We start from the raw sequence: 18,240 nt of genomic DNA on the forward strand, positions 1-18,240 counted from the left end.
GGTAGCGGGTGCCGACACCCGTCCGAAGGGGCTATGTTCGGTTGTGAGGAATGGCGAAAGCCATCGCCTAGCCGAATACATGGTTGCGCCTACAGGACAGGAGTTCAGGGCGAATTAACCTCTCGTCGATGGGGTGGGGATCTTGTCGACTGGGGAGGAGGAGGTGAAAGTCGCCGAGTCCGAGCTCCGGTAACCACCGGAGTCTGGTGCAAAGGGAGATGCCCTGCGGCCGAGAGAGCCGATCAGGGCTATCCGGGAACGGAGTTCTGCGTGGACATCGTCGTCAAGGGCCGCAAGACCGAGGTGCCCGAGCGGTTCCGCAAGCACGTGGCCGAGAAGCTGAAGCTGGAGAAGATCCAGAAGCTCGACGGCAAGGTGATCAGCCTCGACGTCGAGGTGTCCAAGGAACACAACCCGCGGCAGGCCGACAGGTCGGACCGCGTGGAGATCACCCTCCACTCCCGAGGCCCGGTGATCCGGGCGGAAGCCGCGGCGGCGGACCCGTACGCGGCCCTCGACCTCGCCAGCGACAAGCTCGAGGCACGACTGCGCAAGCAGCACGACAAGCGGTACACCCGCCGTGGAAACGGCAGGCTTTCGGCGGCGGAGGTCGGGGACGTGGTGCCCGGCGCCGCCCAGCTCAACGGAGACGGCCAGCTCGTCGCCGACGAGTCCGACAAGGTGCCCACCACGATGATGGGCTCGATCGAAGTCCAGGGCGAAGGCCCGCTGGTGGTCCGCGAGAAGACCCACCGGGCCGCACCGATGACGCTCGACCAGGCTCTCTACGAGATGGAGCTGGTCGGACACGACTTCTACCTCTTCGTCGACTCCGACACGAAGCAGCCGAGTGTCGTCTACCGCCGACACGCGTACGACTACGGCGTCATCCATGTGGAGAGCGACCCGCTCGCCGAGGGTGGCGGCGCCGGTGGTGCGCTCGGCGGCTGACCGCCGTCTCGCGCCCCCACACCCCCATTGCCTCTCACGGTGCCCCTGGAGCGCCTTTCGCGCCCCCAGGGGCACCCCCGTGTGCCCGCGGGTCGCCCCGCGGGCGCCGGAGCATGAAAGCATGGCGTGCACGCCAACCGGTGCTCCCTGAGTAGCGGTTGGAGGACCGGAAACGAATTCAGGCCACGGCCTTCAGGGGGAGGAACGATGGCGGACAGCTTCGGGCCGGTGCTCAGCGGGCGCGAGCACGGTGGTGCGGTCCCGGAAGGATCGGAATCGGACAGCGGCGCATTCCGCAAGGAGCCGATCCGAGTCCTCGTCGTGGACGACCACGCCCTCTTCCGCCGCGGACTCGAGATCGTCCTCGCGCAGGAGGAGGACATCCAGGTCGTCGGCGAGGCCGGTGACGGGGCGGAGGCCGTCGACAAGGCGGCCGATCTGCTGCCCGACATCGTCCTGATGGATGTGCGGATGCCCCGGCGCGGCGGCATCGAGGCGTGCACCTCCATCAAGGAGGTGGCCCCCAGCGCGAAGATCATCATGCTGACGATCAGTGACGAGGAGGCCGACCTCTACGACGCGATCAAGGCGGGGGCCACCGGCTACCTCCTCAAGGAGATCTCCACCGACGAGGTCGCGACGGCGATCCGCGCGGTCGCCGACGGGCAGTCGCAGATCAGTCCCTCGATGGCGTCGAAGCTCCTCACCGAGTTCAAGTCGATGATCCAGCGCACCGACGAGCGCAGGCTCGTTCCCGCGCCCCGGCTGACCGACCGGGAGCTGGAGGTCCTCAAGCTCGTCGCGACCGGGATGAACAACCGGGACATCGCCAAGGAGTTGTTCATCTCCGAGAACACGGTGAAGAACCACGTCCGGAACATCCTGGAGAAGCTGCAGCTGCACTCCCGGATGGAGGCCGTGGTCTACGCGATGCGGGAGAAGATCCTCGAGATCCGTTAGATCCGGTAGCCCGAACCAGATCACTAGGCCAGCGCCGCCACCAGGTCCTTCGCCAGTCCCGGGGTGTCCACCCGCTCCACCCTCACCGCGTCGCAGCCGACCCACTCGGCCGCCTCGCGCAGCGCCTGCGCCACCGCCGGTACGGCCTTGGGGCCGTCGAGCGTCACCTGGCGGGCGACGAGCGTCCCGCCCTCCCGCGCCGGGTCCACCCGGCCGACCAGCCGGCCGCCGGCCAGGACCGGCATCGCGAAGTAGCCGTGGATCCGCTTCTGCTTCGGCACGTACGCCTCCAGGCGGTGCGTGAAGCCGAAGATCCGCTCCGTGCGCGGCCGCTCCCAGATCAACGAGTCGAACGGCGACAGCAGGGTCGTACGGTGCCTGCCGCGGGGCTCCGAGGCCAGCGCCGCCGGGTCCGCCCAGGCGGGCTTCCCCCAGCCCGCGACCGTGACCGGCACCAGGCCCGCCGCCTCGACCACCGCGTCGAACTGCTCCCCCTTGAGCCGGTGGTAGTCGGCGATGTCCGCGCGCGTGCCCACGCCCAGCGCCTCGCCCGCCTGCCGCACGAGACGTCGCACGCACTCGGCGTCGTCCAGGTCGTCGTGGAGCAGCGCCTGCGGGATCGCCCGCTCCGCCAGGTCGTACACCCGCTTCCAGCCGCGCCGCTCGACCACGACCACCTCGCCGTACATCAGCGCCCGCTCGACGGCGATCTTGGCGTCCGACCAGTCCCACCACTCGCCCTTGTTCTTCGCGCCGCCCAGCTCGGTCGCCGTCTGCGGCCCCTCGGCCCGCAGCTGGTCGATCACCTTGTCGTACGCCCCCGCCGACAGCTCGTGGCCCCAGTGGGGTCGGCCGCGGTAGGCGCGCCTGCGGAAGGCGAAGTGCGGCCACTCCTCGACGGGCAGCACGCAGGCCGCGTGCGACCAGTACTCGAAGGCGTGGGAGCCGGTCCAGTAGGCGTCCTCGACCGTCGTACGGCCGACGGCGCCCAGACGGGCGTACGGAATGAGCTCGTGTGAGCGGGCGAGGACGGAGATCGTGTCGAGCTGGACCTGGCCGAGCCCGCGCAGCACGCCGCGCACCCCGGCGCGGCGGTCGGGCGCGCCCAGGAAGCCCTGGGCTCGCAGCGCGATCCGGCGGGCGTCGTCGGCGGACAGTTCGGCGGCGGGGCGCGGCACAGTCGTCATGGTCCGCACCCTAGGCCCCGGCACTGACATTCCGGGCCCGGTGGATCCGGGGGGAGCGGGGCTCAGGAGGGGGCCGGCAGGTCGCGGGCCGGGAGGTACGGCAGGGGGCTCGGGAGGCCGAAGTCGGAGGGGAGCAGGGCGGCGATCCAGCTGTCCCGGAGCGTGCCCTTGTTGGTGAGTCCGGCACGCTGGGCGCCCTCGACGACGAAGCCGACCCGCTCGGCCACGGCGCGCGAGCCGGTGTTCCCGATCTCGGCGCGCCAGACCAGGCGGGTGCAGCCGAGTCCGGTGAAGGCCCAGTGGGCGACGGCCCGGACGGTCTCCGTCATGTAGCCGTTGCCGCGGTGGCCGCCGGCCAGCCAGTAGCCGACCTCCCAGACGCCCGTGCCGCGACTGCTGAGGCAGACGGCGGCGAGCAGCGGGCCGCCGGCCAGCGGTTCGACGGCGAAGGCGTACTCGGTGTCCTCGCGCCAGCCGTCGGGCACGAGCCGGTTCAGGAAGAGCTCTGCGTCCTGCCGCGTATAGGGGTCGGGGACGACGGTCCAGCGTCGGATGTCCGGGTCCTGACAGATGGCGTGCACCGCGTCGACGTCCTCGGGGACGAAGTTCCGCAGGCGCAGGCGGTCGGTGGTGAGGGTGATCGGATCCATGCCGGGATTGTGGTGAGCCGCCGGACCGGAAGCGAACACTTTTCGGGTGGGGCGGCACCTTCCGCCCACCTCGTGCGTTCTCTTTCCGGGCGGACGTACGGCTCCGGCACTGTGGGCCTCCCTTCGCGAGGGCGGTCTCGCTTACGATGGCCGTTGCGGTGGGGACCACCTGCCGTGCCCGCGCTCGCGTCCATGACAAGACCCAGTGCCAGGCCCGACCGGCAAGGAGACCAGCCTCAGTGTCCGTCTTCAACAAGCTCATGCGTGCAGGCGAAGGAAAGATCCTGCGCAAACTGCACCGCATCGCGGACCAGGTCAACTCCATCGAAGATGACTTCGTCAACCTCTCCGACGCCGAGTTGCGGGCGCTCACCGATGAGTACAAGCAGCGGTACGCCGACGGCGAGAGCCTCGACGACCTGATGCCCGAAGCGTTCGCGACGGTCCGCGAGGCCGCCAAGCGCGTCCTCGGTCAGCGCCACTACGACGTCCAGTTGATGGGTGGCGCCGCGCTGCACCTCGGCTATGTCGCCGAGATGAAGACCGGTGAGGGCAAGACCCTCGTGGGTACCCTCCCGGCGTACCTCAACGCGCTCTCCGGCGAGGGCGTGCACCTGATCACGGTCAACGACTACCTGGCCGAGCGCGACTCCGAGCTCATGGGCCGGGTGCACCGCTTCCTGGGTCTGTCCATCGGCTGCATCCTCGCCAACATGACGCCGGCCCAGCGCCGTGAGCAGTACAACTGCGACATCACGTACGGCACGAACAACGAGTTCGGCTTCGACTACCTGCGCGACAACATGGCGTGGTCCAAGGACGAGCTCGTCCAGCGCGGCCACAACTTCGCCTGTGTCGACGAGGTCGACTCCATCCTCGTCGACGAGGCCCGTACGCCGCTGATCATCTCCGGCCCGGCCGACCAGGCGACGAAGTGGTACGGCGACTTCGCCAAGCTCGTCACCCGCCTCTCCAAGGGCGAGCCCGGCAACCAGCTCAAGGGCATCGAGGAGACCGGCGACTACGAGGTCGACGAGAAGAAGCGCACCGTCGCCATCCACGAGGCCGGCGTCGCCAAGGTCGAGGACTGGCTCGGCATCGACAACCTCTACGAGTCGGTGAACACCCCGCTCGTGGGCTACTTGAACAACGCCATCAAGGCGAAGGAACTGTTCAAGAAGGACAAGGACTACGTCGTCATGGACGGCGAAGTCATGATCGTCGACGAGCACACCGGCCGTATCCTCGCCGGCCGCCGCTACAACGAGGGCATGCACCAGGCGATCGAGGCGAAGGAAGGGGTGGCGATCAAGGACGAGAACCAGACCCTCGCCACGATCACCCTCCAGAACTTCTTCCTCCTGTACTCGAAGCTCTCCGGCATGACCGGTACGGCCATGACCGAGGCCGCCGAGTTCCACCAGATCTACAAGCTGGGCGTCGTCCCGATCCCGACGAACAGGCCGATGATCCGCAAGGACCAGTCCGACCTGATCTACCGGACCGAGGTCGCCAAGTTCGCCGCCGTCGTCGACGACATCGCGGAGAAGCACGAGAAGGGTCAGCCGATCCTCGTCGGCACGACCTCCGTCGAGAAGTCCGAGTACCTCTCGCAGCAGCTCTCCAAGCGCGGTGTCCAGCACGAGGTCCTCAACGCCAAGCACCACGACCGCGAGGCGAGCATCGTCGCCCAGGCCGGCCGCCGCGGCGCCGTCACCGTCGCCACGAACATGGCCGGTCGCGGTACGGACATCAAGCTCGGCGGCAACCCGGACGACCTCGCCGAGGCCGAGCTGCGCCAGGCGGGTCTCGACCCGGTCGACCACGTCGAGGAGTGGGCCGCGGCCCTCCCCGCCGCCCTGGAGCGCGCCGGGAAGGCCGTGAAGGCGGAGTTCGAGGAGGTCAAGGACCTCGGCGGGCTGTACGTCCTGGGTACCGAGCGCCACGAGTCCCGTCGTATCGACAACCAGCTGCGCGGTCGTTCCGGCCGTCAGGGCGACCCGGGCGAGTCCCGCTTCTACCTCTCGCTCGGCGACGACCTGATGCGTCTGTTCAAGGCGCAGATGGTCGAGCGCGTGATGGCCATGGCCAACGTGCCGGACGACGTGCCGATCGAGAACAAGATGGTCACCCGGGCGATCGCCTCCGCCCAGTCGCAGGTCGAGACCCAGAACTTCGAGACCCGCAAGAACGTCCTGAAGTACGACGACGTCCTCAACCGGCAGCGTCAGGTCATCTACGGCGAGCGCCGTCGCGTCCTGGAGGGCGAGGACCTGCAGGAGCAGATCCAGCACTTCATGGACGACACGATCGACGACTACATCCGCCAGGAGACCGCCGAGGGCTTCGCGGAGGAGTGGGACCTCGACCGTCTGTGGAACGCCTTCAAGCAGCTCTACCCGGTGAAGGTCACCGTGGACGAGCTGGAGGACGCGGCCGGGGACCGGGCGGGCATCACCGCCGAGTTCATCGCCGAGTCCATCAAGGACGACATCCACGAGCAGTACGACTCGCGGGAGAAGCAGCTCGGCTCGGAGATCATGCGTGAGCTGGAGCGCCGCGTGGTCCTCTCGGTCCTGGACCGCAAGTGGCGCGAGCACCTCTACGAGATGGACTACCTCCAGGAGGGCATCGGTCTGCGCGCCATGGCGCAGAAGGACCCGCTGGTCGAGTACCAGCGCGAGGGCTTCGACATGTTCACCGCCATGATGGAGGGCATCAAGGAGGAGTCCGTCGGCTACCTGTTCAACCTGGAGGTCCAGGTCGAGCAGCAGGTCGAGGAGGTCCCGGTGCAGGCGAGCGGTCCGTCGCTCGCCAAGGAGGACGCGGTGCCGGCCGGTGCCGGACGTCCGGAGATCCGCGCGAAGGGGCTCGACGCCCCGCAGCGGCCGGACCGCCTGCACTTCTCCGCGCCGACGGTGGACGGTGACGGCGGTGTCGTCGAGGGCGACTTCGCCTCGGACGACGTCGACGCCGGTGACGGGATGACGCGGGCGGAGCGCCGCAAGGCGCAGAAGAACGCGGGCGGCGGCGGGCGTCGTCGCAAGAAGTGACTGGAGCCGCCGGGTGCGGTGCCGTTCGCGCGGCACCGTTCGCACGGCACCGCTGAGACGGTGCCGCTGACGCGGTGAGTTCGTGCGGAGGGGTCGGTCGCCCGGTGGGCGGCCGGCCCCTCCGTCATGCCGGGTGGGGTGCGGGGCGGGTGGTCGCGCCCAGGCCGTCGAGCTCCACCGCGGCGCACCGCCAGCGCTGGTCCTCGCCGCGTTCGAGGCGGAACGCCATGGCGCGTACGCGGGCGCCGGTGGCGATCGTCGCGAAGGCCTCGACCGCGGTCCGCCCGGGGTCGACCTGGACCGAGCAGCGGCGCAGGACCGGGCGGGGTCCCTGGGAGCGCAGGGGTGTCTCCGGGGCGATCCGGACGAGCTGTTCGTACGCCTCGCCGACGGTGTGTCCGAGCATCCAGTGGACCGGGCGTTCGCCGCTGAGCACGGCGAGGAGGCGCTCGGCGAAGACGGTGTGCGGCGGAAGGGTACGGGGGTGGCCCGTGCGGGGGTGGGTGCCCGCCGGGCCGCGGGGACGGGTGCCCGTCGGGCCGCCGGGGCGGGTGCCCGCGGGGCCGCCGGGCGCCCTGCGGGGACGCGGGGTGCCGGTCGCGGTGAGGGTGGTGGTGGTCATGGTGGGCCTGCCCCTGTCGTCGCGTCACCGAGGGATACCGGTCGGTAACTTTCCGTTGGGGATCTTGTACGGCTCGGCTCGGAGGGGCCGCAAGGAGTCCACCGCCGCTCGACGGCCCGAAAACGGAATCACCTATCCGGGTGACGCGGAGGAAAATCGGCTCCCACCGGTCCCGAGAAGGGCCTCCCGGAGTGGACGTACGCCGACTCCGGCCGGCCACCCCGAAGGGGGACTCCGCACGTATCCTGAGGGCCTCTCCGTCTACGAAAGCGGCCAGCCATGCGCGTGTACGTCCCCCTGACCCTCCCCGGTCTCGCACAGGCGCACAAGGCGGGCGAGCTCGGCCCCGGTCCGCTGACCGCCTACGCCGTCACCCCCGCCCTGCGCGAGTGGTACGTCTCCGACGACATCGAGGAGCTGGAGTACGCGGCGCTCAACCGGGCCGCGTCCGCCTCCCTGCGCCTGCTCGCCGGGGACCCCGAGGCGCCCCGGCGCCGGATCGTCGTGGCCGTCGACGTCGCCGACAAGGACGCGGCCACGGACCCCGACGGGGCGCTGACCGTGAGCTCCATCGGCGAGGTCCGGGTCACCGGGCCCGTACGGCTCGCCAAGGCGGCGGCCGTGCACGCGGACGCGGACGACGCGGAGGCGGACGTGACGGCGGCGGCGGGCGCGCTGGGCGCGGCGGACCAGGGGGACGACGACGCGCAGTTCGTCGTCGACGGGGCCGAGGACCATGAGCTGCTGTGGTTCGGGGTGCAGGAGATCCCCGGGTTGCTGGGCTGACGCATTGCTGGGCTGACGCACCGCAGGGCCCACGCCCTCGGGTCTTGGGTGTCGGTGGCTGCGGGTACCGTCTTCGCATGGGGAAGCACGACGGCTTGCGCGGCAAGCATCTGGTCTGGGACTGGAACGGCACACTGCTCGACGACATCAGCGCGGTCATCGGCGCGACCAACGCGGCGTTCGCCGAGCTGGGGCTCGAAGCGATCACTCTGGAGCGGTACCGGGAGCTCTACACGGTGCCCGTGCCCAAGTTCTACGAGCGGCTCATGGGGCGGTTGCCCACCGACGCCGAGTGGTCGGTCATGGACGGCGCCTTCCATCGGCACTACTGGGAGCGGGCCGAGAGCTGTGGGCTGACCTCCGGTGCCGCGGAGCTGCTCGCGGCGCGGCAGGCGTCCGGGTTCACGCAGTCACTGCTGTCGCTCGCGCCGCACGCGGAGCTGATACCGCTGGTGCGCCGGCACGGGATCGCGGAGCGGTTCGTACGGATGGACGGGCGGGTCGACGCGTCCACGGACGGGAAGTCGGGGCACATGGTGCGGCACCTGGCCGCGCTGGAGGGGGTGCTTCCCGAGCGGGTCGTCGTCATCGGTGACGCGGCGGACGACGCGATCGCGGCACGCCACGTGGGTGCGCGAGCGGTGCTGTACACCGGGGGGTCGCACAGTCGGGCGTCGCTCTCGCGGGTCGGGGTGCCGGTGGTCGACTCCCTGGAGGAGGCGGTGGCCGTCGCGGAGGAGCTCGTCTGACGGGTGCCGGCCGGTTGCGGGCGGGGGCCGGGTGCCGGCCGGGCGGGCGGCGGAGCGCCGCCCGCCCCCGTGTCAGGCCTTGGCCCGGAGGACCTTCAGGAACTCGCGCATCCAGGTGGGATGGTCCGGCCAGGCCCTCGAGGAGACCAGCAGGCCGTCCACCACCGCCGCGCTGTCCTGGAAGGTCGCGCCGGCCGCCTGCATGTCCAGTTCCAGGGCCGGGTACGCCGTGACCCGGCGGCCCTCCAGGCCGCCGACCGCCGCCGTCAGGAGCGGGCCGTGGCAGATCTGGGCCACCGGCTTGTCCGCGTCGAAGAAGGCCTTGAGGATCTTGCGGAGCTCCGGGTCGTTGCGCAGGTACTCCGGCGCCCGGCCGCCCGGGATCACCACCGCCACGTACGCGCCCGGGTCGACCTCGGAGAAGGCCAGGTCGGCGGGCCAGGTGTAGCCGGGCTTCTCGGTGTACGTGTCGAAGCCCGGCTCGAAGTCGTGGACGACGAAGCGGAGCTGCTTGCGGGCCGGGGCGGCGATGTCGACCTCGTAGCCCTCTTCCAGCAGCCGCTGGTAGGGGTACATCACCTCCAGCGACTCCGCCGCGTCCCCGGTCACGATCAGGATCTTCGCCATGGCTCTCCCAGATCACAGATGGTCGGTCTGCCGTGCTGCGCCCATGCTCGCGTACACGCTGCCCGCGTCGGAGCGCTTTGCCAAGAGGACATGTGTCGCTGTCCAGAACGTCAAACTTCCACCCCCTCTTTTGTACACATACGGACCATGACGGTTCGGGGGGCGAGGACGATAGGCTTTTGCCGTGATCAGCGCGATACGCCGTGGGGGCAGTGAAGCCCCCGGCTGCCGCCCGACCCGCGACAGCGGCCGGGCCGACAGTGCGTTCGCCGATCCTCTCCGCCCGGGCGCGCCGCTCTCCGTGGCCGATAACGACCCGGGCATCTCTCATTCGGGCATAACGTCGTCTTCGACCGGAATCACCGCGTCGAGGCGTCGTTCTGTCCTTTCTTCCACCGACGTCACGCAACGGCGCGCGACAGGAGTCAGAGGACATGCAGACCAAGCTGGACGAAGCCAAGGCCGAGCTGCTCGAAAGGGCCGCTCGGGTAGCTGAGCACAGCCCGGTCGGGGGGCGACTTCCGACGGGCCCGGAGGGTGCCGGCAAGCAGCCGGACCGGGACACCGTGCTCGAGTACCTCCAGCGCTACTACCTGCACACCGCGCCGGAGGACCTCGGCGACCGGGACCCGGTCGACGTGTTCGGTGCGGCGCTCTCTCACTACCGCCTGGCGGAGAACCGTCCGCAGGGCACCGCGAACGTGCGCGTCCACACTCCGACGGTCGAGGAGAACGGCTGGACGAGCAGCCACTCCGTCGTCGAGGTCGTCACCGACGACATGCCGTTCCTGGTCGACTCGGTCACCAACGAGCTCTCGCGCCAGGGCCGCGGCATCCATGTCGTGATCCACCCGCAGGTCCTCGTCCGCCGCGACCTCACGGGCAAGCTCATCGAGGTCCTGTCGGCGCAGATCCAGGGCGAGCTGCCGCACGACGCGCTCACCGAGTCGTGGATCCACGTCGAGATCGACCGGGAGACCGACCGCGCCGACCTCAAGCAGATCACCGCCGATCTGCTGCGCGTCCTGTCCGACGTCCGTGAGACGGTCGAGGACTGGGAGAAGATGCGCGACGCCGCCCTGCGGATCGCCGAAGGCCTCCCCGAGGAGCCCACCGCCTCCGACCTGCGGCCCACCGAGGTGGAGGAGGCCCGTGAGCTGCTGCGCTGGCTCGCCGACGACCACTTCACCTTCCTCGGCTACCGCGAGTACCAGCTGGTCAACGGCGACGCCCTGTCCGCCGTGCCCGGCACCGGCCTCGGCATCCTGCGCTCCGACCCGCAGCACGCGGGCGACGACCAGGGCCACCACGCCCACCCCGTCTCGCCCTCGTTCAGCCGGCTGCCCGAGGACGTCCGCGCGAAGGCGCGCGAGCACAAGCTGCTGATCCTGACGAAGGCCAACAGCCGCTCGACCGTGCACCGCCCCTCGTACCTCGACTACGTCGGTGTGAAGAAGTTCGACACCGACGGCAACGTCATCGGCGAGCGCCGCTTCCTCGGCCTGTTCTCCTCGGCCGCCTACACCGAGTCCGTGCGCCGCGTCCCCGTCGTCAAGCGCAAGGTCCAGGAGGTCCTGGCGGGCGCCGGCTTCTCGCCGAACAGCCACGACGGCCGCGACCTGCTCCAGATCCTGGAGACGTACCCGCGCGACGAGCTCTTCCAGACCCCGGCCGACCAGCTCCAGTCCGTCGTCACCAGCGTCCTGTACCTGCAGGAGCGGCGCCGGCTGCGCCTGTACCTGCGCCAGGACGAGTACGGCCGCTACTACTCGGCCCTCGTCTACCTGCCGCGCGACCGCTACACGACCCGCGTCCGGCTGCGGATCATCGACATCCTGAAGGAGGAGCTCGACGGCACCAGCGTCGACTTCACCGCCTGGAACACCGAGTCGATCCTGTCCCGGCTGCACTTCGTCGTCCGCGTCCAGCCCGGCACCGAGCTGGCGAAGCTCACCGACGCCGACGTCGACCGGATCGAGGCCCGGCTCGTCGAGGCCGCCCGCTCCTGGTCCGACGGCTTCGCCGAGGCGCTCAACGCCGAGTGCGGCGAGGAGCGTGCCGCGGAGCTGCTCCGCCGTTACGGCAACGCCTTCCCCGAGGGCTACAAGGCCGACCACTCGCCGCGCGCGGCCGTCGCCGACCTGGGCCACCTGGAGGCCCTCGCCCGGACCGGCGGCGGCAAGGACTTCGCGCTCTCGCTCTACGAGCCGGTCGGCGCGGGCCCCGGCGAGCGCCGCTTCAAGATCTACAAGACGGGCGACCCGATCTCGCTCTCGGCCGTGCTCCCGGTGCTGAACCGGCTCGGCGTCGAGGTGACCGACGAGCGGCCGTACGAGCTGCGCTGCGCCGACCGTACGCACGCCTGGGTCTACGACTTCGGCCTGCGGATGCCCGTCGCGACCGGCAACGGCGGCGACTACCTCGGCGACGACGCCCGCGAGCGCTTCCAGGAGGCCTTCGCCGCCACCTGGACCGGCGCGGCCGAGAACGACAACTTCAACTCGCTCGTCCTCTCCGCCGGCCTCAACTGGCGCGAGGCGATGGTGCTGCGCGCCTACGCCAAGTACCTGCGCCAGGCCGGTGCGACGTTCAGCCAGGACTACATGGAGGACACCCTCCGCAACAACGTCCACACCACCCGGCTGCTCGTCAACCTCTTCGAGGCCCGGATGGCCCCGGAGCGCCAGCGCGCCGGCACCGAGCTGATCGACGCGCTCCTGGAGGAGCTGGACGCCGCCCTCGACCAGGTCGCGAGCCTGGACGAGGACCGGATCCTGCGGTCCTTCCTGACCGTCATCAAGGCCACGCTGCGGACGAACTTCTTCCAGCTGGCGGCGGACGGCACGCCGCACTCGTACGTGTCGATGAAGTTCGACCCGCAGGCCATCCCGGACCTTCCGGCGCCCCGCCCGGCCTTCGAGATCTGGGTCTACTCCCCGCGCGTCGAGGGCGTCCACCTGCGCTTCGGCAAGGTCGCCCGAGGCGGTCTGCGCTGGTCCGACCGCCGTGAGGACTTCCGTACGGAGATCCTCGGCCTGGTCAAGGCGCAGATGGTGAAGAACACCGTCATCGTGCCCGTCGGCGCCAAGGGCGGCTTCGTCGCCAAGCAGCTCCCGGACCCGTCCGTGGACCGTGACGCCTGGCTGGCCGAGGGCGTCGCCTCGTACAAGACCTTCATCTCGGCGCTGCTCGACATCACCGACAACCTGGTCGCGGGCGAGGTCGTGCCGCCGCTCGACGTGGTCCGCCACGACGAGGACGACACCTACCTGGTGGTCGCCGCCGACAAGGGCACCGCGACCTTCTCCGACATCGCCAACGGGGTCGCCGAGTCGTACGGTTTCTGGCTCGGCGACGCGTTCGCCTCCGGCGGCTCCGCCGGATACGACCACAAGGGCATGGGCATCACCGCCCGCGGCGCCTGGGAGTCCGTCAAGCGGCACTTCCGCGAGCTGGGCCACGACACGCAGACCGAGGACTTCACGGTCGTCGGCGTCGGCGACATGTCGGGCGACGTCTTCGGCAACGGCATGCTGCTGAGCGAGCACATCAGGCTCGTCGCCGCGTTCGACCACCGGCACATCTTCATCGACCCGAACCCGGACGCGGCCGTCTCGTACGCCGAGCGCCGCCGGCTCTTCGAGCTGCCCCGCTCGTCCTGGGCCGACTACGACACCTCGCTGCTCTCCGCGGGCGGTGGCATCCACCCCCGCAGCGCCAAGTCGATCCCGGTCAACGCGCAGGTCAGGGCCGCCCTCGGCATCGAGGACGGCATCACCAAGATGACCCCGGCCGAGCTGATGAAGGCCGTGCTCCACGCGCCCGTCGACCTGCTGTGGAACGGCGGCATCGGTACGTACGTCAAGTCCTCGGCCGAGTCGAACGCCGACGTCGGCGACAAGGCCAACGACGCCATCCGCGTCGACGGCCAGGACGTCCGCGCCCAGGTCGTCGGCGAGGGCGGCAACCTCGGCGCGACCCAGCTGGGCCGTATCGAGTTCGCTCGCACCGGCGGTCCCGAGGGCCAGGGCGGCAAGGTCAACACCGACGCCATCGACAACAGCGCCGGCGTCGACACCTCCGACCACGAGGTCAACATCAAGATCCTGCTCAACGGGCTCGTCGCCGAGGGCGACATGACCGTCAAGCAGCGCAACAAGATCCTCGCGGAGATGACCGACGAGGTCGGCAAGCTCGTCCTGCGCAACAACTACGCGCAGAACACGGCCCTCGCCAACGCCGTCGCCCAGTCGCCGTCCCTGCTCCACGCCCACCAGCGCTTCATGCGCCGTCTGGGCCGTGACGGGGCCCTCGACCGGTCCCTGGAGTTCCTGCCCAACGACCGGCAGATCCGCGACCTGCTCAACAACGGCCGCGGCCTGAGCCAGCCGGAGCTCGCCGTCCTCCTCGCGTACACCAAGATCACGGTGGCCGACGAGCTCATCGGTACGGAGCTGCCGGACGACCCGTACCTGCGCGGGCTGCTCCACGCGTACTTCCCGACGCTGCTGCGCGAGAAGTTCACCGAGGCCGTCGACAACCACGCCCTGCGCCGCGAGATCATCACCACCGTCCTGGTCAACGACACCGTCAACGCCGGTGGCTCGACCTTCCTGCACCGACTCCGCGAGGAGACGGGCGCGTCGATCGAGGAGATCGTCCGGGCGCAGACCGCGGCCCGGGTCGTCTTCCGCCTCGGCCAGGTCTGGGACGCCGTCGAGGCCCTCGACAACCAGGTGCCGGCCGACGTCCAGACCCGGATGCGGCTGCACTCCCGTCGGCTCGTCGAGCGCGGCACGCGCTGGCTGCTCAACAACCGACCGCAGCCGCTGCAGCTCACCGAGACCATCGAGTTCTTCGCCGAGCGCGTGGAGCAGGTCTGGGCGCAGCTGCCGAACCTGCTGCGCGGTGCGGACCTGGAGTGGTACCAGTCCATCGTGGAGGAGCTGACCGAGGTCGGCGTGCCGGAGGAGCTCGCGCTGCGGGTGGCCGGCTTCTCCTCCGCCTTCCCGACCCTCGACATCGTGGCGATCGCGGACCGGACGGCCAAGGACCCGCTGGCGGTGGCCGAGGTCTACTACGACCTGGCCGACCGGCTGCGGATCACCGACCTGATGGACCGGATCATCGAGCTGCCGCGCGACGACCGGTGGCAGTCGATGGCCCGTGCGTCGATCCGTGAGGACCTGTTCGCGGCGCACTCGGCGCTGACCGCGGACGTCCTGGCGGCCGGGGACGGCACGTCGAGCCCGGAGCAGCGGTTCAAGGACTGGGAGGACAAGAACGCGGCGATCCTGGGCCGCGCGCGGACGACCCTGGAGGAGATCCAGGGCTCGGACACCTTCGACCTGGCAACCCTTTTGGTGGCGGTAGGAACGAGCAGCACGCTGTTGCTCAGGCAAAGCTGGCCACGGGAGAGGAGGGGGCCCCTCCGGCCTCCCGGCGGGGCCCTTCCCCTGTGCACTCTCCCTGTGCGCTCTACGCCGTCTCCTCGGGAGGTCCCGTCACCGTCGACGTCCACAGGCGGTGGGCGGCGAGCAGGGTCGCGGCGACCAGCAGGCCGTTGCGGAGGACCATGACGGTCAGCCCCTGGGCGGTGCCGGCGACGACGTGGTCGTACAGGACGGGGTACGCCAGTGAGCTGAGGGCGGCCGCCGGGAGCAGCAGCAGCGCCACCGGGCGCATCACGGTGCTGCGTGAGGTCAGGCAGACGGCGGCGAGGCCGAGCAGCCAGATCATGTACTGGGGGCTGATCACCCGGCTGGTGACGGTGAACAGCAGGACGGCGGTGAGGGCCGCGTCGAGCGGGGTGGCGGCGGTCCAGCGGTGGGCCCGTACGCGCCACAGGAGCAGCCAGCCGAAGGCGATGACGGTGAGCAGCAGGGCGAGGTGGCCGATGCTGGAGACGTACGGGCCGACGTACTCGAAGGCCCCGTAGCGGAACTCGACCCTGCCCGGCCAGATGCCGCCGGCTCCGGCCAGCGCGAGGGCCGTGCCGCCGAGCGACTCGATCTGGATGCCCCGGCTGCCCTGCTGCCGCAGGAAGCCGAGGGAGTCGGAGAAGAACAGCGCGAGGGTGGCGAGGAGGGCGAGGGCCGCGACGCCCGCGGCGACCCAGGCCTCACGGGTGGTACGGCCCCGGGGGGTGCCGATCAGGGCGAGCGCCGGCCAGACCTTGACCATCGCGCCGATGCCCGCGAGGGCCCCGCCGAGCCGGTGGGCGGCGGTCGAGCGGGCGGTGAGCGCGAGCAGCGCGAGGACGGCGAGGGCGGTGGTCTGGACGTCGTACCGCGCGAGCGGCAGGTGCAGGAGCAGCGGCAGTCCGCAGACCCAGATCCAGGTGCCGTGGGTGAGCCGGGCGCTGTCGGCGCGGGCGAGCGCGGCGGTGACGGCCGCGTCGGCCAGGAGGGTGAGCGCGACGAAGGCCTGGACGTACGTCAGCCAGGGGAGGATGCCCGGCGACATGATCACGAGTCCCGCGCCGGGCGGGTACTGCCAGGTGGCGTCGCCGCGCGGGAAGGTGCCCTGAGTGAACTGCTCGTACCAGTAGCGGTAGAGGTCCACCTCGCGGCCGACGCCGCCGATGCCGAGGGTGTCGCGGAGGAGCAGCAGCACCATGCCGACGCGGGTGATCAGCCAGACGGAGGCGACGGCGAGGTAGGGGCCGCGGCCGACCGTGACGAAGGTGGCGGAGGTGAAGGTGTCCGACGCGAAGGGGGACCCGGTGAGGGAGGGCGGCTCCGTCCCGGTCCGGTGCGGGTGCTGCGGGTGATCGGTCGTCATCTTTCCGCACTGTAGCCCGCAATGTGTTATTTGCCCGGTTTTCCGGGCCCTGTTCCGGTACCTGTCGCGGTGAACTCCTCGTACGCCGCCACCACCTCCTTCGCCGGGCCGTCCATCCGCAGCGTGCCCGCCTCCAGCCACAGGGCCCGCTCGCAGGTCTCCGTGATCGTCGAGTTCGAGTGGCTGACCAGGAACACCGTGCCCGCCTCCGCCCGCAGTTCGTCGATCCGCCGCTGGCTCCGGCGGCGGAAACGCGCGTCCCCGGTGGACAGGGCCTCGTCGATGAGCAGGACGTCGTGGCTCTTCGCGGCGGCGATGGAGAAGCGCAGCCGCGCCCCCTCGCCGGAGGAGTACGTCCCCATGGGGCGGGAGATCGCGTCGTCCTTCTCGTTGATGCCCGAGAAGTCCACGATCTCGTCGTGGCGCTCGCGGATCTCCGTGCGGCTCATGCCCATCGCGAGGCCGCCCAGGAACACGTTCCGCGCGCCGGTGAGGTCGTTCATGAGGGCCGCGTTGACGCCGAGGAGCGAGGGCTGCCCGTCGGTGTACACCTGGCCCCGCTCGACGGGCTGGAGGCCCGCGATGGCCTTCAGAAGGGTGGATTTCCCAGATCCGTTCGAACCGATCAGGCCAATTGCCTCGCCCCGGTACGCGACGAAGCTGACGCCCTTCACGGCGTGGACCCGGCGGCCGGTCGGCCGTTTCTCACCGCGCCGGAGCATGCGGCTCAGCGCGGCCGTCGCGGCGCCCCGGCCGCCGGCGGTCCCGCCGTCGACCGTGTAGGCGACGTGGACTCCGTCGACCACGACGGTGGGGGTGGGGGTGGGGGTGGGGGTGCTCTTCGGGTCAGCCACGGCCGTACGTCTCCTCCGCCTTCCAGAACCAGATGAAGCCGCCCCCGAAGGCCAGCAGGGCCCAGCCGGCGGCCAGCGCCCAGACGTGCGGCGGCAGCTGCGCCGAGGTGTAGCTCCCGATGAGCGCGAAGCGCATCAGGTCGATGTAGACCGCCGCCGGGTTGCACTGGAGGGCGAGCACCACGCCGTCGGGGAAGCGTCCGCTACCCGCCAGGTTCTGGATCGACCACATCGCGCCCGAGGCGTACATCCAGGTGCGGAGCACGAACGGCATCAGCTGGGAGATGTCCGGGGTGCGGGCCGCGAGCCGGGCGAGGACCAGCGCCACGCCCGTGTTGAACAGCGCCTGGCAGAACAGTGCGGGGACGGCGAGGAGCCAGCTCCAGGTGGGGAACTCGCCGAGCCCGGACAGGATCATGACCAGTGCGGCGAGCGAGAGCAGAAGTTGCTGGAGCTGCTGGAGCGACAGCGAGATCGGCAGGCTGGCGCGGGGGAAGTGCAGGGCGCGGACGAGTCCCAGGTTGCCGCTGATCGCCCGGGTGCCGGCCAGGATCGTGTTCGAGGTGAACGTCCACACGAAGATCCCGGTGATCAGGAAGGGCACGTAGTCGGCGACACCCTCCTTGGCGTCCATGAGGACCCCGAAGATCAGGTAGTAGACGGCGGCGTTGAGCAGCGGGGTCATCACCTGCCAGACCTGGCCGAGCCGGGCCTGGCTGTACTGGGCGGTCAGCCGCGCGGTCGCGAAGGCGGCGATGAAGTCGCGGCGGGACCAGATCTGCCGGGCGTAGGCGGGCAGCGAGGGGCGGGCGCCGCTGACGGTGAGGCCGTGGCGCCGGGCGAGTTCGCCCAGGTCCTCGGTGGAGGCCTTGTGCGGAGGGGGCTCGCGCAGAGGGGGCTCGCGCAGGGGGGCCTCGTGGGGAGGGGGCTGTTGCGGCTGCTGCTGCGGGGGCGGGGGAAGCGTCTGTGTGGTCACGGGTGGGCGCTTTCGACGAAGGGTGCGGGCATCCTCGGCGAT

13 protein-coding genes are annotated in these 18,240 nt (G+C 70.5%); 6 read left to right on the top strand and 7 right to left on the bottom strand.

What is annotated here, in order from left to right:
- The first annotated feature begins 270 nt into the window (after nucleotides 1–270).
- Complete coding sequence (hpf, locus tag ACZ4XX_RS06260) at nucleotides 271–951, top strand: ribosome hibernation-promoting factor, HPF/YfiA family (protein ID WP_055603779.1); 681 nt, start codon at nucleotides 271–273, stop codon at nucleotides 949–951.
- 207 nt (nucleotides 952–1,158) lie between these two features.
- Nucleotides 1,159–1,911, top strand: coding sequence for a response regulator (locus ACZ4XX_RS06265; RefSeq protein WP_073913298.1), 753 nt, complete (start codon nucleotides 1,159–1,161; stop codon nucleotides 1,909–1,911).
- Between the two features lie 23 nt (nucleotides 1,912–1,934).
- On the opposite strand, the gene ACZ4XX_RS06270 is transcribed toward ACZ4XX_RS06265, so the two are convergent.
- Entirely contained in the window at nucleotides 1,935–3,098 is a 1,164-nt protein-coding gene (locus ACZ4XX_RS06270; RefSeq protein ID WP_468506792.1) for a winged helix-turn-helix domain-containing protein, read from the bottom strand.
- Between the two features lie 62 nt (nucleotides 3,099–3,160).
- A complete protein-coding gene (locus ACZ4XX_RS06275) occupies nucleotides 3,161–3,748 on the bottom strand; it encodes a GNAT family N-acetyltransferase (protein ID WP_468506793.1) in 588 nt (195 codons plus the stop codon).
- 239 nt (nucleotides 3,749–3,987) lie between these two features.
- Here ACZ4XX_RS06275 and secA point away from each other — a divergent pair, with 239 nt between their 5' ends.
- Nucleotides 3,988–6,801: a preprotein translocase subunit SecA gene (gene secA, locus ACZ4XX_RS06280; protein WP_468506794.1), complete on the top strand. Its 2,814-nt coding sequence runs from the start codon at nucleotides 3,988–3,990 to the stop codon at nucleotides 6,799–6,801.
- A gap of 124 nt (nucleotides 6,802–6,925) precedes the next feature.
- Here secA and ACZ4XX_RS06285 read toward each other — a convergent pair whose 3' ends face one another.
- Nucleotides 6,926–7,423: an Rv3235 family protein gene (locus tag ACZ4XX_RS06285; RefSeq protein ID WP_468506795.1), complete on the bottom strand. Its 498-nt coding sequence runs from the start codon at nucleotides 7,421–7,423 to the stop codon at nucleotides 6,926–6,928.
- A gap of 279 nt (nucleotides 7,424–7,702) precedes the next feature.
- Here ACZ4XX_RS06285 and ACZ4XX_RS06290 point away from each other — a divergent pair, with 279 nt between their 5' ends.
- On the top strand, nucleotides 7,703–8,209 hold the full coding sequence (locus ACZ4XX_RS06290) for a DUF6912 family protein (RefSeq protein WP_468506796.1): 507 nt from the start codon (nucleotides 7,703–7,705) through the stop codon (nucleotides 8,207–8,209).
- A gap of 77 nt (nucleotides 8,210–8,286) precedes the next feature.
- A complete protein-coding gene (locus tag ACZ4XX_RS06295) occupies nucleotides 8,287–8,958 on the top strand; it encodes an HAD family hydrolase (protein WP_468506797.1) in 672 nt (223 codons plus the stop codon).
- Nucleotides 8,959–9,030: 72 nt separating this feature from the next.
- On the opposite strand, the gene ACZ4XX_RS06300 is transcribed toward ACZ4XX_RS06295, so the two are convergent.
- Nucleotides 9,031–9,585, bottom strand: a complete 555-nt coding sequence (locus tag ACZ4XX_RS06300; protein ID WP_229314013.1) for a DJ-1/PfpI family protein — start codon at nucleotides 9,583–9,585, stop codon at nucleotides 9,031–9,033.
- A 434-nt stretch (nucleotides 9,586–10,019) separates the two neighbouring features.
- Here ACZ4XX_RS06300 and ACZ4XX_RS06305 point away from each other — a divergent pair, with 434 nt between their 5' ends.
- Nucleotides 10,020–15,164: an NAD-glutamate dehydrogenase gene (locus tag ACZ4XX_RS06305; RefSeq protein WP_468506798.1), complete on the top strand. Its 5,145-nt coding sequence runs from the start codon at nucleotides 10,020–10,022 to the stop codon at nucleotides 15,162–15,164.
- Here the strand turns inward: ACZ4XX_RS06305 and ACZ4XX_RS06310 are convergent.
- Genes ACZ4XX_RS06310 through ACZ4XX_RS06320 form a run of 3 tightly spaced genes read right to left on the bottom strand, consistent with a single transcriptional unit; the run spans nucleotide 15,064 to nucleotide 18,129 of the window.
- Nucleotides 15,064–16,368, bottom strand: coding sequence for a glycosyltransferase 87 family protein (locus tag ACZ4XX_RS06310; protein WP_468506799.1), 1,305 nt, complete (start codon nucleotides 16,366–16,368; stop codon nucleotides 15,064–15,066). The genes ACZ4XX_RS06305 and ACZ4XX_RS06310 overlap by 101 nt on opposite strands.
- Before the next feature lie 26 nt (nucleotides 16,369–16,394).
- Nucleotides 16,395–17,222: an ABC transporter ATP-binding protein gene (locus tag ACZ4XX_RS06315; RefSeq protein WP_468506800.1), complete on the bottom strand. Its 828-nt coding sequence runs from the start codon at nucleotides 17,220–17,222 to the stop codon at nucleotides 16,395–16,397.
- Nucleotides 17,215–18,129 carry an ABC transporter permease gene (locus ACZ4XX_RS06320; RefSeq protein ID WP_468506942.1) on the bottom strand — a complete coding sequence of 305 codons (915 nt, stop codon included), beginning with the start codon at nucleotides 18,127–18,129 and terminating at the stop codon, nucleotides 17,215–17,217. Before ACZ4XX_RS06320 ends, ACZ4XX_RS06315 begins: the two co-directional genes overlap by 8 nt.
- Nucleotides 18,130–18,240: the final 111 nt, after the last annotated feature.

The sequence above is a fragment of the Streptomyces sp. NPDC029956 genome, assembly GCF_055574655.1.